At 59.6% G+C, this 24,413-nt stretch carries 24 protein-coding genes; 7 read left to right on the top strand and 17 right to left on the bottom strand.

Features of this window, described 5'->3' with window-relative positions:
• Positions 1–20: 20 nt before the first annotated feature.
• A complete protein-coding gene (gene msrA / locus V2154_RS04305) occupies positions 21–740 on the top strand; it encodes a peptide-methionine (S)-S-oxide reductase MsrA (RefSeq protein ID WP_353501200.1) in 720 nt (239 codons plus the stop codon).
• Between the two features lie 83 nt (positions 741–823).
• On the opposite strand, the gene V2154_RS04300 is transcribed toward msrA, so the two are convergent.
• Positions 824–1,273, bottom strand: coding sequence for a GFA family protein (locus V2154_RS04300; protein ID WP_353501199.1), 450 nt, complete (start codon positions 1,271–1,273; stop codon positions 824–826).
• A gap of 135 nt (positions 1,274–1,408) precedes the next feature.
• Positions 1,409–1,699: a hypothetical protein gene (locus V2154_RS04295; protein ID WP_353501198.1), complete on the bottom strand. Its 291-nt coding sequence runs from the start codon at positions 1,697–1,699 to the stop codon at positions 1,409–1,411.
• Between the two features lie 187 nt (positions 1,700–1,886).
• Here V2154_RS04295 and V2154_RS04290 point away from each other — a divergent pair, with 187 nt between their 5' ends.
• The 3 genes from V2154_RS04290 to V2154_RS04280 all read left to right on the top strand — a co-directional run bounded on the left by V2154_RS04290 (position 1,887) and on the right by V2154_RS04280 (position 3,812).
• Positions 1,887–2,156, top strand: a complete 270-nt coding sequence (locus V2154_RS04290; protein ID WP_154146284.1) for a hypothetical protein — start codon at positions 1,887–1,889, stop codon at positions 2,154–2,156.
• A gap of 154 nt (positions 2,157–2,310) precedes the next feature.
• Entirely contained in the window at positions 2,311–2,937 is a 627-nt protein-coding gene (locus V2154_RS04285; protein ID WP_353501197.1) for a YbhB/YbcL family Raf kinase inhibitor-like protein, read from the top strand.
• A 20-nt stretch (positions 2,938–2,957) separates the two neighbouring features.
• Positions 2,958–3,812 (top strand): helix-turn-helix transcriptional regulator, encoded by an 855-nt coding sequence (locus V2154_RS04280; protein ID WP_353501196.1) that lies wholly within the window; start codon positions 2,958–2,960, stop codon positions 3,810–3,812.
• A gap of 107 nt (positions 3,813–3,919) precedes the next feature.
• On the opposite strand, the gene trpC is transcribed toward V2154_RS04280, so the two are convergent.
• The gene (trpC, locus tag V2154_RS04275) at positions 3,920–4,705 is read right to left on the bottom strand and encodes an indole-3-glycerol phosphate synthase TrpC (RefSeq protein WP_353501195.1); all 786 of its coding nucleotides are present in this window, start codon (positions 4,703–4,705) and stop codon (positions 3,920–3,922) included.
• Positions 4,706–5,094: 389 nt separating this feature from the next.
• Here trpC and V2154_RS04270 point away from each other — a divergent pair, with 389 nt between their 5' ends.
• Positions 5,095–5,826: a Type III secretion system effector HopBA1 gene (locus V2154_RS04270; protein ID WP_353501194.1), complete on the top strand. Its 732-nt coding sequence runs from the start codon at positions 5,095–5,097 to the stop codon at positions 5,824–5,826.
• A 57-nt stretch (positions 5,827–5,883) separates the two neighbouring features.
• Here the strand turns inward: V2154_RS04270 and V2154_RS04265 are convergent, their stop codons facing one another.
• A complete protein-coding gene (locus tag V2154_RS04265; protein ID WP_353501193.1) occupies positions 5,884–6,093 on the bottom strand; it encodes a hypothetical protein in 210 nt (69 codons plus the stop codon).
• Between the two features lie 182 nt (positions 6,094–6,275).
• On the opposite strand from V2154_RS04265, the gene V2154_RS04260 reads away from it, so the two are divergent.
• Positions 6,276–6,692 carry a hypothetical protein gene (locus V2154_RS04260; protein ID WP_353501192.1) on the top strand — a complete coding sequence of 139 codons (417 nt, stop codon included), beginning with the start codon at positions 6,276–6,278 and terminating at the stop codon, positions 6,690–6,692.
• Here V2154_RS04260 and V2154_RS04255 read toward each other — a convergent pair.
• From V2154_RS04255 to ssuD, 13 genes are all read right to left on the bottom strand, one after another.
• On the bottom strand, positions 6,689–8,029 hold the full coding sequence (locus tag V2154_RS04255) for an LLM class flavin-dependent oxidoreductase (protein WP_353501191.1): 1,341 nt from the start codon (positions 8,027–8,029) through the stop codon (positions 6,689–6,691). The genes V2154_RS04260 and V2154_RS04255 overlap by 4 nt on opposite strands.
• Positions 8,030–8,039: 10 nt before the next feature.
• Complete coding sequence (locus tag V2154_RS04250; protein ID WP_353501190.1) at positions 8,040–9,032, bottom strand: ABC transporter permease; 993 nt, start codon at positions 9,030–9,032, stop codon at positions 8,040–8,042.
• Positions 9,025–10,053, bottom strand: a complete 1,029-nt coding sequence (locus tag V2154_RS04245) for an ABC transporter permease (RefSeq protein ID WP_353501189.1) — start codon at positions 10,051–10,053, stop codon at positions 9,025–9,027. Before V2154_RS04245 ends, V2154_RS04250 begins: the two co-directional genes overlap by 8 nt.
• Positions 10,050–11,591: a sugar ABC transporter ATP-binding protein gene (locus tag V2154_RS04240; protein WP_353501188.1), complete on the bottom strand. Its 1,542-nt coding sequence runs from the start codon at positions 11,589–11,591 to the stop codon at positions 10,050–10,052. Before V2154_RS04240 ends, V2154_RS04245 begins: the two co-directional genes overlap by 4 nt.
• On the bottom strand, positions 11,581–12,600 hold the full coding sequence (locus tag V2154_RS04235) for a sugar ABC transporter substrate-binding protein (protein WP_353501187.1): 1,020 nt from the start codon (positions 12,598–12,600) through the stop codon (positions 11,581–11,583). The genes V2154_RS04240 and V2154_RS04235 overlap by 11 nt, the downstream gene beginning before the upstream one ends.
• A gap of 79 nt (positions 12,601–12,679) precedes the next feature.
• The gene (locus tag V2154_RS04230; protein ID WP_353501186.1) at positions 12,680–13,888 is read right to left on the bottom strand and encodes an acyl-CoA dehydrogenase family protein; all 1,209 of its coding nucleotides are present in this window, start codon (positions 13,886–13,888) and stop codon (positions 12,680–12,682) included.
• Positions 13,881–15,344, bottom strand: a complete 1,464-nt coding sequence (locus V2154_RS04225; protein WP_353503911.1) for an MFS transporter — start codon at positions 15,342–15,344, stop codon at positions 13,881–13,883. Before V2154_RS04225 ends, V2154_RS04230 begins: the two co-directional genes overlap by 8 nt.
• A gap of 185 nt (positions 15,345–15,529) precedes the next feature.
• A complete protein-coding gene (locus V2154_RS04220) occupies positions 15,530–16,405 on the bottom strand; it encodes a MetQ/NlpA family ABC transporter substrate-binding protein (protein WP_353501185.1) in 876 nt (291 codons plus the stop codon).
• Positions 16,402–17,109, bottom strand: coding sequence for a methionine ABC transporter permease (locus V2154_RS04215; RefSeq protein ID WP_353501184.1), 708 nt, complete (start codon positions 17,107–17,109; stop codon positions 16,402–16,404). The genes V2154_RS04220 and V2154_RS04215 overlap by 4 nt, the downstream gene beginning before the upstream one ends.
• A complete protein-coding gene (locus tag V2154_RS04210; RefSeq protein WP_100937867.1) occupies positions 17,106–18,122 on the bottom strand; it encodes a methionine ABC transporter ATP-binding protein in 1,017 nt (338 codons plus the stop codon). Before V2154_RS04210 ends, V2154_RS04215 begins: the two co-directional genes overlap by 4 nt.
• Positions 18,119–19,528 (bottom strand): LLM class flavin-dependent oxidoreductase, encoded by a 1,410-nt coding sequence (locus V2154_RS04205; RefSeq protein ID WP_100937868.1) that lies wholly within the window; start codon positions 19,526–19,528, stop codon positions 18,119–18,121. The genes V2154_RS04210 and V2154_RS04205 overlap by 4 nt, the downstream gene beginning before the upstream one ends.
• A gap of 87 nt (positions 19,529–19,615) precedes the next feature.
• Positions 19,616–21,034: an FAD/NAD(P)-binding protein gene (locus V2154_RS04200; RefSeq protein ID WP_353501183.1), complete on the bottom strand. Its 1,419-nt coding sequence runs from the start codon at positions 21,032–21,034 to the stop codon at positions 19,616–19,618.
• Positions 21,035–21,047: 13 nt separating this feature from the next.
• Complete coding sequence (gene ssuD, locus V2154_RS04195; protein WP_353501182.1) at positions 21,048–22,220, bottom strand: FMNH2-dependent alkanesulfonate monooxygenase; 1,173 nt, start codon at positions 22,218–22,220, stop codon at positions 21,048–21,050.
• Positions 22,221–22,494: 274 nt separating this feature from the next.
• Here ssuD and V2154_RS04190 point away from each other — a divergent pair, with 274 nt between their 5' ends.
• A complete protein-coding gene (locus V2154_RS04190; protein ID WP_353501181.1) occupies positions 22,495–24,399 on the top strand; it encodes a sigma-54-dependent Fis family transcriptional regulator in 1,905 nt (634 codons plus the stop codon).
• Positions 24,400–24,413 lie beyond the last annotated feature (14 nt).

Here is a 24,413-nt window from a genome sequence, read left to right as displayed (position 1 = left end):
AAACCTGCGAGGCAACCCGAATGCAAACGACTCATAAACAATTTTCTTCTCTGCGCCGATCCGGTGTCTGGGGCGTCTTTATCGCCATCACCGCGCTGATGTGGTGCAGCATTGCCTGGTCCTTTGGCGGCGCGGAAGAAGCCGTCGCCATTGCCCCGCCGGTGCAAAACGAAGCGCCTGCTACCACCTCGCACAGTGAAACCGCGCTGTTCGCCGGTGGCTGTTTCTGGGGTGTCGAAGGAGTATTCCAGCATGTGAAAGGCGTGACCAACGTGGTGGCGGGTTACACCGGCGGCACGGCGTTAACGGCAGATTATGAAACTGTCAGCAGTGGCAAAACCGAGCATGCCGAGTCGGTGCAGGTGACCTTCGACCCGACGCAGGTTTCCTACGGCGACCTGCTACAGGTTTTTTTCTCCGTGGCGCACAACCCTACCGAGTTGAACCGTCAGGGGCCGGACAGCGGACCGCAGTATCGCTCGGCGCTGTTCCCACTGAGTGCATCGCAGGAGAAAGTCGCCAAGGCGTACATCGCCCAGTTAGACGCCAGCCATGCGTTTTCTAAGCCGCTGGTGACGAAAATCGAAAGCCAAAATCACTTTTATCCGGCAGAGGATTACCACCAGAACTACATGACGCTCAACCCGGACAACCCTTATATCGCCATCAACGATATGCCGAAGCTGGCTCAGTTGAAGAAACTGTTCGCCTCGCGCTATCAGGATGATCCGGTGCTGTAATGTAAGTGTTTAGCAGCAATAACAAGGGCGCAGTCGGCAATTCCGGCTGCGCCCTTTTTGTTTGGCGCGTTTAGCGCAGCCGATTAACGGCTGGCAAACTGCTGGATAAGCTTAGGTAAGTCGGCTGGCGGCGGGAATTGCTGGTAGCTGTGGGCGGCAGGCGTGCTGGCCCAAGGCAGCTTCTCGCTGGTCCAGGTTTCCATAAAGGGTGGCAAATCTCGCAGGTCGTCGAACATCACCGTTTTGACAATCACAATGGTTTCAAAGCCGGTTGGTCGGCTGAACAGCCAACTTTTGCAATGGCCGCAGTGATAGTGATTGGACTCTCCGTGTAGGCCGCCAATCTCAGGCTCACCGCGCGTGACGGCAAAGGCGTCGGCGGGGACTAAAGCTCCCATGGAAAACGCGCTAGAGGTCATACGCTGGCAGCCGTTGCAGTGGCAGGCGGCGGTCATGATTGGCGGGTGGGTGATGGTCAGCTCCACCTTGCCACAGCGGCAGTGGCCTCTGTGGCTAACGTTTTGTTCGGACATGGTTTTTCCTTTTCACTGCAATGCATATTCAACCTCAAGATGCTCTTAGTATTACAAACTTTTAAACAAAAGCATGGACCTAAGATTAATCGTATGAGGACGATCACGCACTGCATAAAAAGAGGCTGCCGAGGCCTACTGATAACTGACCTTATTGGTACACAAGAACGCCAGATGCACGTCGTGGCCGTCATTGCTTTCGCCGGTGATGTCGTACTTACCGCCGCAGAAGTCGTGGATTTTCTTAAAGGTGTCCTGTCGGCGGCTACGCTCTAGCGGCGGCAGGATTGACGTGGTGTAACTGGCTTCGCCGGTGATGCCGCTGGCGTTCAGTGGCCGGTAAACCGACGCGCCCACTGGCTTATCAATGCTGGAACAGCCCGCCAGCAGGCAGGCGGCAATCACCAAAAGGCTGTGAGATTTCATAATCATTCCAAATAAAGTGAGCACTCTCTAAAGAGTAGATAACGGCAGCAATCAGATTAACTTGAATTCGTCCCTTCTATCACGCTGATAGCGAAGAAAGATGTTGCGCCCCATTCCCGTATTTTTCATTCAGTGGCAATATAGTTACAAACGGAATTATTCAAATTCACAATGAGTCAAACTATCGATGCGCACCCTGCTGTTTTTGCTGAGTGGCTACCTGCTGCTGGCACTGTTTTATCTGGTGGTTAAATTATTTTCGCGCCGCACTCCCGCCCTGAATGGCTGGGGGCTGTGGACATTTATTGTGGTGTGGCTGGGCGTGGCGCTGGCGAACATGCTGGGCGGCGTGCTGCAAGCGGGCTACGGCGTGGGCGAAGAGTTACCCATTATGCTGCTGATCTTCCTGCCACCGGCGGCGCTGGCGTTCTATCTTTGGCGTAGATCTCTGGAATAAGCCGGGAAAAATCACCTTTCCCGTCATATTGAGTGAAACGGTGAGTAATCTGACGGGTTAAGTGACTCACGTCGGCGGCATTCTCTTTATACTCATGGCTCACAGTCACGCTCTGTCGGGGAAGTCTCGCCCCCGGCTTATAAAGGATTTACCCATGAAATTGACCAGCCAAAGTTTTGAGAATGGTGCCGCTATTCCCGGCCAATTTGCTTTTGCCGTACCGGATGCCGCTACTCATCTGACGCTTTCCAGCAATAAGAACCCGCATCTGGCCTGGAGCGACGTACCGGCCAACACCCAGTCATTCGCGCTGGTGTGCGTTGATCCGCACGTGCCGACCAGCCTCGACAATGTGAATCAGGAAGGCAAAGTGGTGCCCGCCTCCCTGCCGCGCGCCGACCTGTTCCACTGGGTGTTAGTCAATATTCCTGCTGACGTACGTGAAATTGCCGCAGGCAGTCACAGCGACGCCGTCACGCCAAAAGGCAAACCGGCCCTGCCTGCTGAGTCGGCAATGCGCCACGGCATCAATGGCTACACCGCGTGGTTTGGCGATGACGAAAACATGGGTGGCGACTACCACGGCTACGATGGCCCTTGCCCGCCGTGGAATGATGAAATCGTTCATGATTACGTTTTCACCCTTTACGCACTGGACATTCCACATTTGGAACTGCCAACCAAGTTCTACGGCCCGGACGCACTGACCGCGCTGGAAGGCCACGTTCTGGCCTCCGCCAGCCTGACCGGCACTTACAGCCTGAACCCGAACGTGCGCTAAGCCTTCAGGCAGGAGAGAGAATGCAGCCTTCAAATCAAGAAAATAGCAGCGCTCCCCTGCCCGTTCAGTGGCCGGCTGACCACAGCCGGCTATTTTCCATGGCTCAGCCCTACTTGCAGCACCCACACCAAATCGCCGATTTTCGCTTTTTCGAGCCGTCGATCCTGCTGGTGCGTTCAGGGCAATTGACCCTGCGCCATCAGCAAAACGCTTTTCTCCAGCTGGATAACGCTGAGCATCTTGTAGTGGTTGCCCAGCACACGCTGACCCACGTCAGTAAGCGCCCCGATGCCGAAAAAGGCTTTTTCTCTTCCCTCTATCTGGGATTTTCTCCCACCGTGATCGCCGCGTTTTACCGCGATCACTCGGAGCTGGTCGCAAGCCTTGCGCCACTGGCGGGCTTCAAAACTGTGCCAATGGATGATGAACTGCGCGACACCTTAGAGCACTGCCTGCGCGGCATCGGCCATGGCGAACAGCCTCTGCCCAGCCCCACCGTGCAGCAGCATCGCCTGACCGGGATTCTGATTGCGCTGGCCGAGCGCGGCGTGCTGTTTATGCCGCGATCCTCAGAACCGCTGAGCAGTAAACTGACCGCGCTGATGTCCGCCGCTCCCGAATTTGCCTGGACGGCGGCCAGTGCCAGTCAGCAGCTGGCGATGAGCGAAGCCACGCTGCGTCGGCGCTTGGTGGAGGAGCAAACCAGCTTCCGCACCCTGTTGCAGGACATCCGCATGCACCACGCCATGACCCTGCTGCAAACCACCCGCTGGAGCCTGTCGCAAATCGCCGATGCCTGTGGCTATCGCGCCAGTTCACGCTTTTCCCTGCGCTTTAAACAGCGTTTTGGCTGTTCACCGGCTGACATACGCTAAGACCCAAACCGATTATTTACTGCGGCCTAAAAACCGCATAAAAAAATGGCTCCGCGCAGTGCGGAGCCATAGACTTGTAAAATCAATTTCCCCAATGATTTATTTCATCAGAAGAACATTCTCGCCAGTTCTGCGCCCGGATCTTCGGCACGCATAAAGGCTTCGCCCACCAGGAAGCTGTTGACCTTGGCTTCGCGCAGGCGGATCACGTGTTCGCGGGTCGCAATGCCTGACTCGGTGACCACCATGCGGTCTGACGGCAACTGAGTCAGCAGGTTAATGGTGGTTTCAATGGTGGTTTCGAAAGTGCGCAGATTGCGGTTGTTCACGCCAATCAGCGGCGTGGTCAGCTTCAGCGAACGCTCCAGCTCTTCGGCGTCGTGAACTTCCACCAGCACCGACATCCCCAGCTCGTGGGCCTGCGCTTCCAGCTCCTGCATCTGAGCATCTTCCAGCGCGGAGACAATCAGCAGGATACAGTCAGCGCCCATTGCACGGGCTTCCAGCACCTGATAAAGGTCAACCATAAAGTCTTTGCGCAGCACCGGCAGGCCACAGGCGGCACGGGCTTCGGCCAGATAAGCCGCGCTGCCTTGGAAGAACTGCTCATCGGTCAGCACGGACAGGCAGGCTGCGCCGCCCTTCTCGTAAGAAGTCGCGATCTCTTTTGGAATGAAATTCGGACGAATCAAGCCTTTCGAGGGACTGGCCTTTTTCACCTCGGCAATCACCCCCGCCACGCCCGCGTCGCGCTTACTGCGCAGAGCCGCCACAAAGTCACGGTGATTTTGCTGGGCAGCCTGCTCCGTAAGCTGCGCCACGGAAACCGCTTTTTTCGCTGCGGCGACTTCTTCACGCTTCACGGCGATGATTTTGGCAAGGATGTCTGACACGGTACTCTCCAGATTCAGGTGATAGGTCTTAGAAATTTTGATTATGGGTAGGGTAGGCATCGCGGATGCCTGCGCCGCAGTATATCAATCGACTGCTTCAGCGCCACTCCCCAGCTTACTGCCTATTTGTGACAAAAGTGTTCAAAGTAAGCTGCTGATAAAACATTATTATTTGAACATTTGGCTGGCAAAAAACTCCCACAGCCTTGTTGCAGATAATGACACTGCGGCCATAAGCCGTGGGTCAGGAATGCGATAAATGAAAATCGGCAGGTTTACTCAGAAAATGAAACAATTTCGCCCCAGGTTACACTTTCTTCGCGCCGAAAAAAGGAACTAAATCCCTCACCCGCCACTAACAAAGACACTCCCCTACAGGTGCAAGAACTATGTTTTCCTCCATCGGTCAATCGAACCGAATTCAGTACACGCCGCAGATCGTTCGCGGTGGCATTCATCCCTTCATCAAAATCAGGCCACCGGTGAATGACCCAGTCAAAATGCTGGCGACGCTGTGTAAAGACAACAAAGTCACCTACTTGGGTGATGTCCACGGCCAGTGTTTTATTCCTGAGTTAGTGGGTAGATCGGCTAAAGAGCTGAAACAGGCCGGGGTCGATTTACTGGCCATAGAATTCGTTAAATATAGCGACAACGCGGCGTTCCGCGAAGCACTGGCTGGCGGTAAAAACGCCATCAAAAACTTCATCTACAATGCCTGGGCACCAACACAGGGCGGGGCTTGGGTCGACAGCATCGCCAGCGCACTCGCTGAAGTGCACAACGCCGGGATTGCCGTGGCTGGGATTGATCGTCATATGGCGGGCGGCGCGCCGAAAAACCCAATGGAAGCCATCAGCTATATGAACAAGCGCTTAGCCTTGAATATTGCGTGGAACGCCGCAGCAGAGAGAGAGGAGCGCGCGATTGGTGCGTCAAAAACCTTGATTTGGGGGGGCACCGGGCACTTCATGAATAGCGTCGAAAACGGCCCAAAAGATATGCGCCCCGGCCCTGTCGTGGCATTCGCCAGCAGCCAAGGCCCCGTGGGTTGTTCACTCAATAACAAAGATGACAATAGCCATATCCTGATCCACTACCCGCGCCAACCGCGCGCCTAAGCAGTTTGCACAATGCCGCCACGGGCGTGGCGGCACATTTGCTGCGATCAACGGCGTTTAGACATCTTTAAAACGGCCATACAGCCCCGGATTGCTGCTGACTTTTTGGTTGTACTCGCGCACTACCGACATTTTCCCCGCCAGCTGGCTGCTGCTCATGGCATCGAAAGAGGTCGGCTGATGATAACCATCGGTATACTTCAGGCTCGGGTCAGCGGACAGGCTGCGCACGTCATACAGCTGTAAGCCTTCCGCCAGATCCTTCACCAGCGCACTCGGAATAAGACGAATCTCTCAGATTATTTTCGACGGAAATTCCATAGTTCTAAACATCTTGGTGTTTCAATACCGAGATTTACATACTTTGATGATTCCATGACATCGTAGATTTTAAAGAAAGAGATAGCATCTGAATCAGTGTGTTGAGGCTCATTGAGCAGAGGGAAGCTATGCGTTTCAAATCAATATTTCTAACCACCCTATTTACCATGGGCGTGGCCAATGCCGCCTTCGCCGACAGCTGCCAGAAGAACATTTTCGACGGCTACGACTGCACCTATGACAACGGCACCACCTCCACCAGCCAGAAAAATATCTTTGGCGGATTAGACACCCGTTACAGCGACGGGCGCAGTTCTAGCAGCCAAGCCAACATCTTCGGTGGCCAAGATACGCGCTTTAGCGATGGCACCACGTCCAGCAGCCAGTCGAATATTTTTGGCGGACAAGACACCCGCAATAGCGACGGCAGCAGCTCCACCAGTCAAGCCAATATCTTTGGCGGCCAAGACATTCGCTACAGCGACGGCCGCTCCTCTAGCAGCCAGGAAAATATCTTTGGCGGGCAGGATACGCGGAATGATTAAACCAATCCCCCAAACAACCTCCTCCGCAATGTCTCCGCCGCTGCGGGTCGGGGTTTCACCCGGCCTCGGGCGGTTAATTCTGGCATGACGAAGTGGACGAAATCTTCGAAACTGCCGGGACTGATAGCGTAACCGAGGTTGAAACCGTCGACGCCGGACTGGCTTGCGAAGCTCTCTAGCTGGTCGGCAATGGAGCTTGAGCCGCCGACCAAAGTGGGATGTAATCCGCCAATACCGATGTAGCGCGCGGCTTGGCGTAGGGTCCATTGGCGACCGGCATCAATGCGCGTCAAGCTAGCGAGCGCCGAGCGGCAGGCGTCGGTTTCAATATATTCCAGTGGGCGGTCGAGGTCGTACTGCGACCAGTCAACGCCGGTCCAGGCGGAAAACAGCGCCAACGCCGCCTCTTCGCTGATGTACTGCTGAAAATCCTCATACCGCGCCTCGGCCTGCTCATCCGTCGCGCCCGTCACCACGGTTACGGCGGCGATAAACCGCAGCGAGTTAGGGTCGCGGCCCATCTCTGTCGCCAGCGTGCGAATGGTGGCGATATCTTTGCGAATGGCCTCGGGCGTCAGCCCGGCCATAAATACCACTTCGGCATTGGCGGCGGCAAATTGGCTGCCGCGCGAAGAGGTCCCGGCCTGAAACAGCACCGGCGTGCGCTGCGGGCTGGGCTCGCTCAGATGGGCGTCCGGCACCTGATAATAGCGCCCGTGATGGTGAATCGGGTGCACCTTGGCGGGGTCGGTATAGACTCCGGCGGCTTTATCGCGCAGCACCGCGCCCTCCTCCCACGACGACTCCCACAGCTTGCGCGCCACGTCGAGAAACTCCTGAGCGCGGTCATATCTTTCGTCATGAGGAAGCTGCTGGGTCAGCCCCAAATTGCGCGCGGCGGAATCCAGCATAGACGTCACCACATTCCACGCCACCCGGCCATTGGTCAGATGGTCGAGGGTGGTGAATTTGCGCGCCAGCAGGTAAGGCTGCTCATAGGTGGTGGAGACCGTGATGCCGAAACCCAAGTGGCGAGTAGCCGCCCCCATGGCTGACACCAGCAGCATCGGGTCATTAACTGGCATCTGCGCGGCATGGCGCAGAGCAGCGTTCGGCTGCTGCTGGTAGACGTCGAGCTGCCCGAGGGCGTCGGCGATAAACAACGCGTCAAAGCCCGCGTCGTCCAGCAGTTTGGCGATTTCCACCCAGTAATGAATATCGGTATAACGATGCGCCTGATCCTCAGGGTGCCGCCACAGCCCGGCGGAAATATGTCCCACCACATTCATCATAAAACCAAACAAAATAAAGGGCCGCTGGCCGCTTTGATTGCTCATGGCTTGTTCCTCAATGTTTCTGGCGAGCACTGAGCGCGCCCGCCGCCAGCACCACGAAAATCAGCACGCCGGAAGCCACCTGCTGCCAGTAGAAATTCCAGCCGATCAGCAGCAGCCCGTTGGCGACAAAGCTCAGCAGGATCACCCCGAGCAGCGTGCCCGGCACGTTGGCGCGGCGCGAGCTGGAGAAAGTGGTGCCGATAAACGCCGCGCCGATGGCATTCAGCAGATAGGCATTCCCCGACAGCGGCACCCAAGCTTTAACGTTAGAAGCCAGCATCAGCCCGACCACCCCGGCAATCACCGCGCCAAGCACAAAGGCCACGGCGGTCAGGCGGCCGACGCCAATCCCCGAGTAGCGCGCGACGCTGGCCTGCGTGCCGATAAAGGTCAACGCCCGACCGTGTCGGGTGCGATGCAGCAATAAATGCAGCCCCAGCGCCAGCACCAGCACGTACCACAGCGGCAGTGGAACGCCGAGCAGCGCGCCGTGGCTGATAGCCGAGAAGCCCTCCGGCAACACCTGACTCAACAAATAGATAGGCTGGCCGCCGTTGGAAGATAACTGCTGTACGCTCTGACCGATAAACAGCGTGCCGAGGGTGGCGAGGAAAGGCTCGACGCCGAGAATAGCCACCAAAAAGGCGTTAAACAGCCCGACGCCGAGGGCCGCCAGCAGCGCGGCGAACAGCGCAATTGGCAGCGCCACCTGATGCAGCACCAGCGTCACCAGCACCAGACAGGCGAAGTCGATAGAAGTACCAATCGACAAATCCACCGCGCCCATCGAGGTGACCAGCGTCATCGCCAGCGCGGCAATCGCCAGCGGCGCGACATTATTGAGCAGCACGCTTTCGATATTGCTCAGAGTGAAAAAGCCCGGCGCGAACAGGCTGAAAAACAGCAGCAGCGCGGTAAACGTCAGAATCAATAAGGTGCGCAGCAGGTTGCCGCGCCCTTTGGTGTTGCCGGAATGGGCGACGTTTGCAGATAGCTCAGACACGGACTTTTCTCCTTTGCTGGCGCTGGCGCAGCACGGCGGTCAGCGACACTACCAGCAGGATCAGCAAACCCTCGACCCCGTTTATCCAGTAGCTTGAAATGTTGATTAACTGAAAACCGTTGGCAATCAGGCTAAGAAACAGCGCGCTCACCAGCGTCCCGCCGACGGTTGGCACCAAGCGCCGCGAGAACACCACGCCGAGCAGCGCCGAGGCGATCACCATCAATAAACTGTCATTGGCCCCCGGCGAACTGCCGCTGAGTAAAGTTACGGAAGCCAGAGAAGCAATCCCCGCCGCCAGCCCGCAAAGCACGTAACTCGCCGCCACGTAGCGCGACACCGACAGCCCCTGCGCCCGCGCGGCAATCGGGTGGCTGCCCACCGCCTGTAGCCGCAGGCCAAATGAGGTGAAGTGCGCCAGCACGATAAATACCAGCGCCACTCCGGCGAAAATCCACGCCAGCCACGGCAGCGTTAGCGGGCCCGCGCCAATCAAAGTGTCAAACAGCGGGCCGCTGACCGGCACCGTGGCGTTCTCGGTGAGCACCATTTCCAGCCCGATGGCGATATTCATGGTGGTCAGCGTGGCCAGCAGCGGCAGGATGCGCAGCCAGACCACCGCCAGCGCGTTAAGCAGCCCCAGCGCGCCGCCGCTAAGCAGGGCCAGCAGAATGGCGGAACCGATGGGCGCGCCATGACTCAGCTGGGTAGCGAACACCGCGCCGCTCAGCCCCATGTTCGCCGCCACCGACAGGTCAATGCCGCCGGTCAGCGAGTGGCTACCGCCACCGCTCAGTACCAGCGTCAGCCCGAAGGCCAGCGTGCCGGTGACCACCGTCTGTTGCAGCACGTTGCCCAAATTGCCCGCCGTGAGGAAGATCGGCGACAAAAACACAAACACCGCCAGCACGGCGATGATAATCAGCAGCGCGCCGCCCTGTAGCCAGTGGGCGCTGCGCTCGAATTTCGGCGCAGGCGGCGTGGCATCGGCCACTGTCTCGCGCGACGTTAATTCACTCATATCACCTCTCCTTCAGAGGCTAAAACTGCGTCTTCCTGCACCGCGCCAGAGGCCCAGGCGAGAATTTCATGGTGGTCGGTGTCGGCCCCTTGCAAGGATTTCACCAGCCTGCCGCGCGCCATCACCAGCACCCGGTCGCACAGCGATTGCAGCTCCAGCAGGTCGGTGGAGAAAATCACCACCAGCGCCCCTTTGGCCGCCAGCCGTTGCAGCGCCTGATAGATTTCGGCTTTTGCGCCGATATCCACCCCCACCGTCGGCTCATCCAGCAAGTAGACCTGCGCGTCGGTATTCAGCCACTTGGCCAGCACCACCTTTTGCTGATTGCCGCCCGACAGAGAACGCAGCGGCGCTTCTGACCCCGGCGTGCGAATGCCTAAATCGGCAATATTGGTCGCCACCAGTTTTTGCTCGCGGGCGCGGTCGACAAACAGCCCTTTGACCAGCGAACTCAGGCTGGTCAGGGCGATGTTCTCCCGCACGCTGAGTTCCGGGGCGATGCCGTTGGCGCGGCGATCCTCCGGTACAAAGGCAATGCCGCGTTTAACTGCGTCACGTGGCGAACGGGGCAAAAAGTCCTCTCCCGCCAGCTCAAGCCTGCCGCTAATTCCGCTCTCCAGCCCAAACAGCGAGCGCACCAGCGCCTTGCCGCCGGAGCCTAGCAGGCCGGTGACGCCGAGGATCTCCCCGCGATGCGCCGCAAAGCTCACCGCCGAAAAACGCCCCGCCGCCGCCAAATTCGTCACCTTGAGCAGCACCTCGTCGCGGCGATGCGCCTGCCGCTCGACCAGCGATTTTTGCTCGTCGCCCAGCATGTCGGTGATCAGCCGCTGGGTGGTCACTTGGCTGACATCGTGACGCGCCACGTCCTGCCCGTCGCGCAGCACGGTTACGCGCTGGCACAGCTCGCTGATTTCGTCGAGATAATGGGAGACGTAGAGAATGGCCAACCCGCGCTGGCGCAGGGTTTTAATGGCGCGAAATAGCGACGCCACCTCATGGCGGGCCAGCGCGGCGGTTGGCTCGTCAAACACCAGAATGCGCGGCGAGTGGCGCAGCGCACGAGTGATCTGCACCACCTGCTGCTCCGCCACGCTGAGGTCGCTAATCAGGCTGTCGGGGTTAATGTGCAGGCCGAAGTGCTGCTCGATGGCGTCGCGGGCGATGCGCCGCAGGCGACGACGGTTGACCAGCGGCAAGCCGCGCAACGCCGTCTCTTCCCCCAGCAGCAGGGCTTCGGCGACGGTTAAGGTTGGCGCGAGCAGCCGCTCCTGATGGACGATTTCAATGCCGTGCGCCTGCGCCACGCGGGGGGAATCTATCCCCACCGCCTGCCCGGCGAGCGAGATCTGCCCGTGGTCGGCGCGGTGTAGGCCACCCAAAATTTTAATCAGCGTCGACTTGCCCGCACCGTTGTGACCAATCAGGCCGTGGATCTCCCCCGAGCGCAGCTCGAGGGAGACGTCACGCAGTGCCGGTACGCCGTCAAACGCCTTGCTGATGTTAGTCAGCGCCAGCAGTGGCGACTCATTTTGCATCGGTCTGGCCCAAGGTTTTCTGCGCCTCGGCGGCGTTTTCTTTGGTCACCACCAGCGCAGGCACGTAGGTGGCTGGCGGCAATGAGGTGTCACCCGCCAGATAGCGCGCGGCGTTCTGCACCGCCGTTTTACCAATCAGGTAAGGCTGCTGCGCCACCACGGCGGCGGCACTGGATTTCGGATCTTTCACCAGCGAAACCACGTCCGGGCTGCCGTCCACGGCGTAAGTTTTGATTTCAGAGCGCCCTGCGGCGTCTACCGCCTGCGTCGCGCCAATCTGCGGCACGTCCCACGCGGCCCAAATCGCCTGCACCGAGCCTTTCGGGTATTTGTTCAGCAGCTGGCTGATTTGCGCATAGGCATCCTGCACGGTGTTCGGGATCACGTCGCGCAGCTCAGGCTCGATGATTTTGATTTTCGGATACCATTTCAGCACGGCTTTCAGCTGGTCATAGCGCATCGCCACCACCGGCACGCCGTAGAAGCCGTTGAACACCAAAATGTTGCCTTCGCCGCGCAGGTCGTTCACCAGCTTCAGCGCCAGCTGTTCGCCGATGTAGAAGTTATCCGAGGTGGTGACGTTGATGCTCGACGGACTGGCGGTGTCCACGGTAAACAGCGGGATCCCGGCGGCTCGGATCTTCTTCAGCCACGGCTCAAGCACGGAAGCCGTGCCCAGCGTTTCGATAATGGCGTCCGGCTTTTGGGCGATCAGCGTCTGAATTTGTGAGATTTGCTGGGCTTCTTTGCGGCCGCCGTCCAGCGCAATCGGAATACCGCCGAGGCGTTTGACTTCATCCACCTGCCCTTGATAAGCCTTTAAATCCCAGTAGTGGTCGGTGCCCGCCACGGTAATGCCGATGCGCTTGCCTTTCAGCGACGGCACGTCTTGATCATCGGCATGGGCCGGGAGCGTCAGCAGCAGCATGGCGCTGGCGACCAGCGCCGCAGAGGTTTTCAACCCGTGTTGCAGCCATGATTTTTTATTGGTTTTTTGTTTTGCCATCATCTTGATTAACCTTGATTGGTGTTGTTGTTTTAAAAGTCGGCAGGTATTGGCCCGCCGACATTGCTAGGAAAAGTGCTGATCACTCGCCGTTGCCGATCTGCCAGATAAACGTCGGTTCGGCGCGGTTAACTTCCCAATCGCCGACGTTGCGCGTTTTGTAGATCACCGGGTTGTGCGACGAAATGGTGCGCGCGTTGCGCCAGTGGCGGTCCAGCGACTTGCTGATGCGCGTGTCGGAAGCCCCCAGCGCGTTAAACAGCTCGGTCGCCGCGCGCGGCACCAATTCAGTGGCGATCACCTGCGCCTTGGCGGACTCCACCTCGGCAATGATATTGGCCTGTTTGATCAAGGCTTGGTCGCCGCTGGTGTGCAGTTCAAAGGCTTTTTGCAGCGAATAGCTGGCCTGCTGTACCGCTGCGTCGACCGCCCAAGCCCAGCTAGAAAGCTGCCCCACCACCTGCAACACCTGCGCGTCGTGGCGCACCTGCTTGGCGTTGCCGTGGCTATAAATGCGCTTGCGGCTGGCGACGGCCTGCGCCGCGTCGCGGGTAATGGCTCGGGCAATACCCGCCAACGTCACCAGCAAGATTTGCTGGTAGTAGGCCGTCTGGTAGGTGAAGCGCTCGCTGAAGTCGTAGACGTGCGGCGCTTCCACCCTGGCCTGCTTGAAGCGGGTGCTGCCGCTGCCGGTCAGGCGTTGGCCGAAACCGTCCCAGTCGTCGTCGCGCTCGACGCCGTCCTGGTGGGTGTTGACCAGTGCAATCACGTCGCGGCCGTTGTCGGAACGCTGGGCGTAGACGTCAATCCAGTCGGCGTACAGCGTGCCGGTGCTGTAGAACTTCTCGCCGTTGAGCGTCCAGCCGTTCTCCTCTGGCGTGACTTTGGTCAGTACTTCGCCCAGTTTCAGGTTGCCGATTTCAGTCCAGCCGCTACCCACCAGTTCGCCGTCGACAAAGCGACGGAACCAGCCGCGACGCTCCTCGCTGTCGGGCTGATTCAGCCGGTCTTCGATAAACGCGAAGTGGGCACGCAGGGCCTGCGGCAGGTTGGAATCCGCCTCGGCCAGTTCGGTGAGCAGCAGGAACAGCTGGGGCAAGGTGGCACCTAAACCGCCATCCGCCACCGGAATGCGCACGGTGCCGAAACCGGCCTCTTTCAGCCAGCGCAGCGGCTCCAGCGGCAGCGTGCGGCTGTTTTCGCGCTCAACAACCCCTTCGGCGATGCGGGCGAAAACCGGGCGGAAACGCTCCGCCAGTGCGAGGTATTCAGGGGTGGTGGATTCAGACATGGTGTTCTCCAATTTCTGGTTGTGAATCAATATCCTGACGGGTTGGCTCAAAGCGAATAACCAACAGGAAGACGATAGGAATGATGGCGCTCAGGGAAACTATCCAGAACATGTTGGTGCCGAAACGGGCTTGCAGGATCGGCAGGATAAACAGCGCCGCCGCGCTGCCAATGCCAGACAGCGAGCGGCCAAAGCCGACGCCGGTGGCGCGAATGTGGGTTGGGTAAGAGAGTGCTGGGTAGATCATCAACTGCGCGCCCGGCCCAAAGCCTTCGGCAAACAGCCACAGGCCGAGCATGGCGATGGCGAAGACCACGCCGAGCGCCGCCTGCGGGTGACCAATCAAGGCCAGCGCCACCAGCGCGACAAACTGCAAAGCAAAACCGGCGATGGCCACGTGGCGCGACGGGTATTTCCACGCCAGACGCATACCCAGCAGGCCGCCGGTAAAGGCAAACAGCGCGTTCAGGCCGAGGGAGGCCGAAATGGTTTCGAACACGCCCGCGCCGAGGAACTGCGCCAGAATCGACGGCAGGAAGAAGGCGATGGCGGTGTATTCAAAGGAGATGCAGACGTTCATCACGCCGGTGACGATAGTGCGTTCGCGGTACGGCTTCTGGAACAGCACGCGGAAGCTGACTTTTGGCGGCGCTTTCTTCTCGACTTCCGGTTGCTCCGGTTTGGCCTCATGGGCCAGAATGCCGTAAGAGTCACGCAGAATGCGCACCGCGCCGGTCAGGTCGCCTTGGTTGGCGGCCCACAGCGGAGACTCATTCATAAACTTGCTGCGCACGGCGATGATCAGCAGCGCCGGAACCGCGCCAAATAGCAGCGAGGCGCGCCACAGCCAGTCGATATGCTCTTTTGGCAGCAGGAAATAGAGCGCGAAGATAATGAAGAAACAGGCCGATGAGGCGGCGTACCACATCGGGCACCAGGCGGCTAAGCGCGCGGCTTTGTTGCCCTTGCCAGTGAATTTGGAAAACTCCGCCAGATAGGCCATCGCCACCGGCAGGTCTATCCCAACTCCAACGCCCATCAGGAAGCGCGCGCCAATCAGCACCCAGACGTTGGGCGCCAATCCGGCGGCAATCGCCGACACCACGAAGAACAGCATGTCGGCCATAAACACCGAGTAGCGGCCATATTTGTCGGTCAGCCAGCCGCCCAGCAGGTTGCCAACGATGGTGCCAATCATGATGGAAGAGGTCACCAGGCCGGTGAGCGTGGGCGTCAGGCCGAAGTCTTTCACCACGTCGTCAATGCCATAGGACAAGGTGGTCAGGTCATAAGCATCAAGGAACACGCCGCCGAGCGCCAAAAACACAATCCAGCGCGCGTAGCTGTTTTTACTGGTACTGCTATTGATCAAATTCGCCACGTCGCTGACGGAACGAACGGGTGTTGAATGCGACAGCGGAGACGTTACGTCGCCGTCAAGATTTATCGTGCTCATCATACCCTCTTGTTTTTTATTGGCAGGTGATACGAGGATTTATAGAGGGAATAAAGGCGGAAAACAAACAACAAAAATGGCTATTAAAATTAACAAATTCAATAAGTTAAATGTTAATTTCAACAAACACAAAAGCCGGATTAACCTAGGGCTAATCCGGTGAGAGCAAAGGTAAAATCCAGAATTTATTCGGCTGAAACGGGCACTAACACATCCTTCACCAGTGGGTCAGTGGTCTCTTTCAACCACTGTTGCAACCTTGGGTCGGCAAAGGCTTTTTTCAGCTTCACGATATTCTCGTCATTCAAATAAGGCGTGCCGATAACCAACTGTGAGGCGAAGGTTTTCGGCGCGGGCGGGAACAGAATGCCTTTGTCGCGCGGCACCTTACCGGCGTCGAATTCCGAGACATAGCCAATGGCGGCGTCCACCGAGTTCAGCACGCGCGGCATGGTCAGCAGGTCCAGCTCTTTGAACTTGAAGTTGTGCGGGTTCTGCTTGATGTCTTTCAGCTTGGCGGTGCGCGGCTCGACCGCCGGATCCAGCCCAATCAGGCCAATGCGTTGCAGCAACCACAGCGCCTGCCCCTGGTTGGCGCCGTCGTCCGGCACCACGATCAGCGCGCCGTTTGGCAGGTCAGACACCGAGCGGTAGCGATCGGAGTAGATGCCAAAGGCCCACTGGAAAATCGGCAGAGCCGAGGTCAGCTGGAACTTGTTAGCATCCACCACCTGCTTGAGCCACCACTGGTGCTGATACACCGTCGCGGCGTACTGCCCTTCCGCCACCGCGCGGTCAGACTGCACCGGGTCCTGCAAGCCGACGGCCTCCAGCTTGATGCCGTAATCCGGCGCGATGTGCTCACCCACGTACTGAATAATGTGCTCTTCCCCGGCCATCGCCGGTTCAAAATGCACTTTCAGCGTGGTACCGAAGGTTACGGCCCCGCTCTTCTGCGACGCGAAGTGCCAACCCAATCCGGCAATCACCACCACTGCGATAGCGGCCACTGGCCACGGCCAGCTTTTCTTCTTTTTAATTTCAAAATCGTGCTGTGTCATGATGCGTATGATCCCTTGGAGTGTTGCAACGCGGTGACCAAACGATCACCAATAAATTGAACCAGTTGAATGGTAGCGATCAGCACCACGATGGTGGCGATCATGATGTGGTTGTCGAAACGCTGATAGCCGTACACCACCGCCAGATAGCCAATACCGCCCGCGCCGATGGTGCCGGCGATGGCCGAATACTCGATCATTGAAATCACATTGAGCACGATGGCCGCCACGATGGCGGGCAAGGCTTCACTCAACTGGGCGTGGACGATGATCTGCCAGGTTGAGCCGCCGGACACCAGCCCGACCGCCGTGACTTCAGACGGCAGTTCGCGCAGGGAGTTTTCCAGCAGGCGGGCGAAAAACGGCGTCCCGGCCACGACCATGGGGATCACCGCCGCCGGGATGCCGATGGTGGTGCCGGTCAGCCAGAAGGTGAACGGAATGATCGCCGCCATCAGCACCAGAAACGGCAGCGATCGCCCCATATTGACTATCCAGCTCAGGGTGCGGTTGATCCCCGGACGCGGAAACAGCCCGCGACGCGAAGTGTTAAACAGCACAATACCTAACAGCCCGCCGAGGGTGACCACAAACAGCATCACGATGCCGACCATCAGCCAGGTTTCCAAATAGGCCGGAAGCATCAGCGTATGCAGCTGGCTCCACGGCGTGTCCTGACTCATTACATCCACCGCGGGCTTCATACCGCCTCCTTGAATTCGCTTTGGCTTTCAATCAGTTCGGCATTAATTCCCAGCTGGTAAAGCTGCTGAATCAGCACCTGCAAGCCAACCGGACGCTGGTTGAAGCGCACGCCAACCCGCATTCTTCCCGCCAGTCTCTCCCCCACTTGCTCGACGTGCGCCGCCAGCACGTCCACCTGAATCTGATGCTGCTGGCTGACCTGACTGATCCAGTCGGTGGCAATCGCCCGGTCGCCGTAGGTCAGCTGCAATTGCAGGTCGCCATTGGCCGCCAGCGGCTGCAACGGAAACAGCTGCTGGCCGATACGTGAACCCGGCGTCGCCAGCAGTTCACGCAGTGAACCTTGTTGAAGCAGCTGGCCGTCGCGAATTTCCGCCACGGCGTCGGCGGCGCGGCGCACCACGTCCATCTCGTGAGTGATTAAAATGATCGACAAACCAAACTGATCGCGCAGTTGCTTGAGCAGGGTCAGAATCGAGGTAGTGGCGTCAGGATCCAGCCCCGAAGTGGCCTCATCCGCCAGCAGCACCGAGGGTTTCAGCGCCAAGGCGCGGGCAATGCCGACGCGCTGGCGCTGGCCGCCGGAGAGCTGCGACGGGTAGTAGTGCGCCTTTTCGCTCAGGCCGACGCTGTCCAGCAGTTGGCCGACGTGGCGCTTGATGTCGCCCGGCACCACGCCCAGCCACTCCAGCGGCAGCGCGATGTTTTCCCACGCGGTTTTGCGTTGCAGCAGCGCCGACGACTGAAACACCGTGCCGATGGCGCGACGCTCGCGGCGCAGGGTTTCCCCTGACAGCCGCGACAGATCTTCGCCATTGACGCGAATGCTGCCGGAGGTCGGCTTTTCCAGCAGGCTGATGCACTTCGCCAGCGTGGACTTTCCCGCGCCGCTCGGGCCAACCACGGCCGTGATTGAGGCGTCGGGCACGGTGAGCGAAATGCCTTTCAGCACCTCAACCACCTTGCCGCCCGGCGCGCCGTACTGTTTATGCAGATTGTCGATTTCAATCATGACGCCACCTCGCCCCCGACCGGGATTTCGCTGTTAGAGGTGCGACGGTAGCTGGCGCCCGGATGCGGAGCCGCCAGGCGCGGGCCTGCGCCGAACAGTTTTTCGCGCAGGGTGCCTGGCTGGTAATCCTTCTTGTAGACGCCGCGCTTTTGCAGCTCGGGGATCAGCAGTTCAACCACGTCAGTAAAGCTTTCGTGAGTCACGGCGTAGGCCAGATTGAAGCCATCGACGTCGGTCTCTTCCACCCAGCTTTGCAGCTCATCGGCCACGGTTTCCGGGCTGCCGACCAGTAGCGGGCCGAAGCCGCCAATGCCAACCCAGTCGGCCAGTGCCTGCACCGTCCACTGGCGATCGGGATCGGCGGTGGAGAAGGTTTCCACCGCCGATTGAATGGCGTTGGTGTGGATGTGCTTGAGCACCTGATCCGGCTGGTACTGGCTGAAGTCGATGCCGGTCCAGCCGGAGATCAGCGTCAGCGCGCCTTCATAGCTCACCCAGCTTTTGTACTCATTCCATTTGGCCTGCGCGGCTTTGTCGGTTTCGCCGACGATCACCGTTTGCAGGTTGAAGATCTTGATGCTGTAAGGGTCGCGGCCCAGCGCGGCGGCGCGCTGGCGGATATCTGCCACCAGCTTTTTCAGCAGCACTTTGGACGGCGCAGCGACAAATACGCACTCGGCGTGACCAGCGGCAAAGTCCTTACCCCGGCTCGACGCCCCGGCCTGATACAGCACCGGCGTGCGCTGCGGCGAAGGTTCGCACAGGTGAATGCCGGGCACCTGGAAGAAGGTGCCTTCGTGGTTAATTGGGTGGATTTTGCTCGGGTCGCTGAAAATACGGCGCTCGCGGTCGCGCAGAATCGCGCCCTCTTCCCAGCTGCCTTCCAGCAGTTTGTACACCACCTGTAGGTATTCGTCGGCGTAGTCATAACGCGCGTCGTGATCGGTTTGCGCCTTGTAGCCAATGTTGCGCGCGCCGCTCTCCAGATAAGAAGTGACGATATTCCAGCCCACGCGGCCTTTGGTCAGGTGATCCAGCGTCGAAAGGCGGCGTGCAAAAGGATACGGGTGCTCAAACGATAGCGAGGCGGTCAGGCCAAAACCGAGGTGCTCAGTCACCAGCGCCATCGGCGTCACCAAGGCCAGCGGGTCATTGACCGGTACCTGTGTCGCATGGCGAATCGCCGCGTCATTGCTGCCGTTGTAGACGTCATACACCCCGAGCACGTCGGCGATAAACAGGCCGTCGAACTTGCCGCGCTCCAGCAAACGCGCCAGATCTGTCCAATATTCCAGATCCTTGTATTGCCATGAACGGTCGCGCGGATGGGCCCAAAGCCCCGGCGACTGGTGGCCGACACAGTTCATATCAAATGCGTTAAGGCGAATTTCACGTTGCGATGACATAGCGTTACTCCATTGGAGACGTGGTCCGGCCGAGCCGCCCGCGTCCTCATTTATATGTTTAAAGGGATAGTTCGAAAATTCGATAAATCAGCAGGTTTTAAGCGAAGCCGGACATCGCCCGTCGGCGGAAAGTGATTGCGGTTCAAGCAGTTGGTGCGCCAGCGACTCGGCGTGTTCGGCCACCTGCGGCAGCCCCATCAGTTCGCCAAAGCGACCGCGCGCCGCCGGGCCGACCACGTGCAGATGCGGATTGGCCTCGCCATGCAGATTCACCGTTTGCGAGCGCCGGTTGACCAGAATGCCCAGCGCCAGCGGGTCAGGCTGAATCAGGCCGTCGGCCGCCAGCTGTTGCAGCAGCGCGTCGCTTTCCAGCAGCGCGCCGTGGGCCGGGCCGGTGGTGACGATGATTTTATCGACCAGCAGGCTTTGCGCCGCCGCGCCGCGCGGTTGCAGGGTCAGCCGCACCTGCTCCCCTTCGGCGCTGACCTGTTGCAGCCTTGCCGCCAAGACCTGTAAGCGCCCGTCGGCCTGCGATTGGGCCAGCACCGCGCTGACCTGCGGCGCGATGCGATAGCGATGCACGTCCCACCACGGGCGCAGGTGGCGCAGAAAACGTTTTTGCTCTTTCAGCGACAGCCGCTGCCAGATGTGCTGGCCGTTGCCGCGAATATCGTCCAACACCAGTTGCCACGGCAGGTTGGAGGCCGCCGCCTGCGCCACTTCCTGACGAACGCGGTGCAGCCAGCCGCGGGCGGTGTCGGCCTGCGGGCGCTGATAGTCCAGCGTCCATAGCGGGAAATCGCCACTCAGATTGGGCCGAGGCAGCTGCCCACGGCGGGAGAACGCCAGCACCTTGCCGCGATGCCCCTGCCGGTAAAGCGAGGCCACCACGTCAGACATGGTCAAACCGGTGCCGATGATCGCCACGCTGTCCTGCGGTTTCACCGCCGCCAGCGCGTCGGCGCGCCACGGGTTGGCAATCAGCGCCGGGTGTTCGCCCAGTGCGCGGGCAATCGCCTTAGGCACTGCCGGTGGCGGATGGCTGATAGCCAGCACCACCTCATCAGCCTGATAAACCTCCCCCGACGCCGTCACCACGCCGCCGTGGCGCAGGGCCACCGCATAGTCGCGCACGTGGCTGAGCTTCACAGCCGAATGCTCGGCGGCTTTGGCGAACTGCTCGGCGATATAAGCCCCGAACTGGCCGCGCTGCGGATAGACTTTGCCATCCTGCCACTGGGCGTCGGGGTCAGTCGGAAAGGCCTGCGAGGCGCGATACCAGCGGTCAAACTCGCCCTCTTCGGCGGCAGAAAGCTGCATTCGCGAGGCGGGAACGTTGATGCGATGCGCCGGGTCTTGGGTGCCATAGGCCACGCCGCGAGCCAGCGCGGGGCGCGGCTCAATCACCGTCACCTGCAAACCGGCCGCGCCCTTGCGGGCCAGATGAATGGCTAACGCGGTGCCGGTAAACCCGCCGCCCACAATCACAATGTGACGTTCAGCCATGATCTTGCTCCTCTTAACTGGCGCTGGAATGCTTAACCGGGCGACGGTCGCCGCCGATGGTTTCGCCAAACGGGCCAGTGTTTACCGTGCGCTGGCGCTTCTCCGCGTTGGAGGCCAGCGGCAGTAAAGGCATGACTAAATCGGCGAACTGGTGGGCTTCTTCCAGATGCGGATAGCCTGAAAGGATGAAGTTTTCGATGCCCAGCGCCTGATATTCGCGGATACGCTCGGCCACCTGTTGCGGGTTGCCGACCAGCGCGGTGCCTGCGCCGCCGCGCACCAAGCCAACGCCGGCCCACAGGTTCGGGCCAATCACTAAGCCCTCACGCGAACCGCCGTGCAGCGCGCTCATGCGAGCCTGCCCGGTGGAGTCCATACGGGCGAAAATCTTCTGCGCGGCGGCAATGGTGTCGTCATCAAGATGGGAGATCAGGCGGTCAGCCGCGGCCCACGCCTCTTCTTCGGTTTCACGCACAATCACGTGCAGGCGAATGCCGAAGGTCAGTTTGCGGCCCTGCGCTTCAGCGCGCTGGCGCACCACGGCCAGTTTTTCCGCCACCTGCTCCACCGGCTCGCCCCACGTCAGGTAAGTGTCAATCTGGTTGGCCGCCACGTCGATAGCCTCTTCGGAAGAGCCACCAAAGTAGAGCGGCGGGCCATTTTCCTGCACCGGCGGGAACAGCACTTCGGCCCCTTCGACGCGAATATGCTCGCCGTTGAAATCAACTTTTTCGCCTTTCAGCAGGCGGGAATAGACGTCAAGAAATTCGCGAGTGACCTGATAACGCTCGGCGTGGCTGAGGAAAATGCCGTCGCCTTTGTTTTCTACCGGGTCGCCGCCGGTGACGACGTTAATCAGCAGACGGCCTTCGGAGAGGCGATCCAGCGTGGCGGCCATGCGCGCGGCGAGGCTTGGCGGCTGGAGGCCGGGGCGAACCGCCACCAGATAGCGTAAACGCTTGGTGATAGGGGCCAGCGCCGAGGCCACCAGCCATGAGTCTTCGCAGCTTTTGCCGGTTGGGATCAACACGCCGTAGTAGCCCAGATTGTCGGCAGCAATGGCAACCTGCTGTAAATACGGCAAGTCGACTGCGCGCCCGCCTTCGGTGGTGCCAAGGTAGCGGCCGTCACCGTGAGTGGGCAAAAACCAGAATACGTTGATGTTGTCCTGCGTTGCGTCGCTCATTATCTCTTTCCTATATAACGATATCTAAATTTATTTGATAGAAAGTTACTGTTTGGTTATAACCCCATGAGCAGGAAGTGTGCCAATCGTGACAATTTAATTTCCTATTTATTATCAGTAAGTTAAATATTTTCACTATTTGAAGCTTTGCTGCAAATGCAGCAGGCGTTGAACGCAAACTGGTGCATTTGCAACAACTGGCGGTTTTACCCCCTCGCCGACGCCCTTGGACAGCGGTATGGTTTTCTTCCCCTACCCCGCAGGAGTGATTCAGATGCAAAGCCACGGCCCAACCCTTGTCGATCCCGCATCGATAGCCTTTCAAAGCGTGCTTGACCGCCTTGCGCCCACTGACGCCACGGTGCTGATCGTCGGTGAAACGGGGACCGGGAAAGAGGTGGTGGCGCGCTATCTGCATCATCACAGCCTGCGGCGTAGTGAGCCTTTTTTGGCGGTTAACTGCGGGGCATTGACCGAAAGTCTGGCGGAGTCAGAACTGTTCGGGCATGAGAAAGGGGCGTTTACCGGCGCGACGGAGCGCCATCAGGGCTGGTTCGAGGCGGCCGAGGGCGGCACGCTGCTGCTGGATGAAATTGGCGAGCTGAGCCTGCCGCTGCAGGTCAAACTGCTGCGCGTGTTGCAGGAGCGCGAGGTAACGCGGGTCGGCTCGCGCAGCCCGGTCAAAGTGAATGTGCGGGTGATTGCCGCCACCCACGTCGACTTAACCCACGCCATTCGCGAGCGGCGCTTTCGCGAAGATCTCTATTACCGCCTCAACGTGGCGGCCGTCACCCTGCCGCCGCTGCGCCAGCGCCGAGAAGATATTCCGCTGCTGGCAGAGCACTTTCTGACCCTCTACGCCCGCCGTCTGGGGCGACCACAGCTGCGGCTGGCCGACGACACCCTCGACCAGTTGATGGAATACCCGTGGCCCGGCAATGTCCGCGAGTTGGAAAACACCCTGCACAACGCCGTCCTGCTGAGTAAAGATCCGCTGATCACCCCGCGTCAGCTGAGGCTTGGGCCGGTAGGCAGCGACCACTTGCCGACGGGGCAAGACGGGCTGGATGAGTTTATGCGCCAGCAGCTTACCCGCCAGCAGGAGCAGAACAGCGACAACCCGCTGTACCAACGCGTGATTGACGCGCTGGTGCGCAACGCCTTTGAGCTGAGTAACAGCAATCAGCTGCAAACCGCCGCCCTGCTTGGCGTCAGCCGCAATACCCTGCGCACCCACCTCGGGCATCTCGGGTTGATTAAGGCCCGGCGAAGCGTCACCGGCCTCGGCCCGCGCGGCGTGACCGAGCGCCCGCAGCACGAGCGCGAAGTGCGCATTGGTTATCAGAAGTTTGGCAATCTCGGCATTTTAAAAGCCCGCCAGTCGCTGGAGGCGCAGTTCGCCGACCGCGATATCAGCGTGTTGTGGAGTGAGTTCCCCGCTGGCCCGCAGCTGCTGCACGCGCTGAACAATCGCGAGATCGATTTCGGCACCACCGGCGAAGTGCCGCCGGTATTCGCCCAAGCCAACGGCAGCATGCTGACCTACGTGGCGTGGGAACCCGCCGCGCCGCAGAGCGTGGCGCTGCTCGTCGCGCAGGACAGCCCGATTGTTTCTATTGAAGATTTACGCGGTAAGCGCATCGCGGTGAATAAAGGCTCCAATGTGCACTATCTGTTAGTGCAGATTTTGGATGAGGCCGGGCTGACGCTTGACGACGTGCGGGTGGTCTACGCGCCGCCGAAATATCCGCTGACGCCGAGCGACCATCACGCCGTGGACGCGTGGATGATGTGGGACCCGCTGCTGAGCGACGCCGAGCACGGCGGCAAGCTGCGGGTGATCGCCAACGGCAGTGGGCGGGTCAACAATCACCAGTTTTATCTGGCACACCGCGAGTTTGCGGCTCGCTCGGCGGACCTGCTGCACACCCTGATGCGCTCGCTGGAGCAGACCGGGCGCTATATCGACGCCAACCGCGAAGAGGCCGCCGCCCTGCTCTCCGACGAGCTGGGGCTGGAAACCAGCTCGCTGCTGCACGCGCTGGCGCGGCGCAGCCACCAGACCCAGCGCATGGACTTGGGGATCATTCGCGACCAGCAGGCCATCGCCGATCGTTTCTACGCGCTGGGGCTGCTGCCTCGCGCCATTAAAGTGCGCGACGCGGTGTGGAACCAGTAGCGCGGCGGTAAGCA

The organism is Ewingella sp. CoE-038-23 (assembly GCF_040419245.1).
In the GTDB taxonomy this organism is placed as follows: Bacteria; Pseudomonadota; Gammaproteobacteria; order Enterobacterales; family Enterobacteriaceae; genus Ewingella; species Ewingella allii.
The sequence above is the reverse complement of the archived record's forward strand: the minus strand, read 5'-3'. Positions and strand labels throughout refer to the sequence as shown.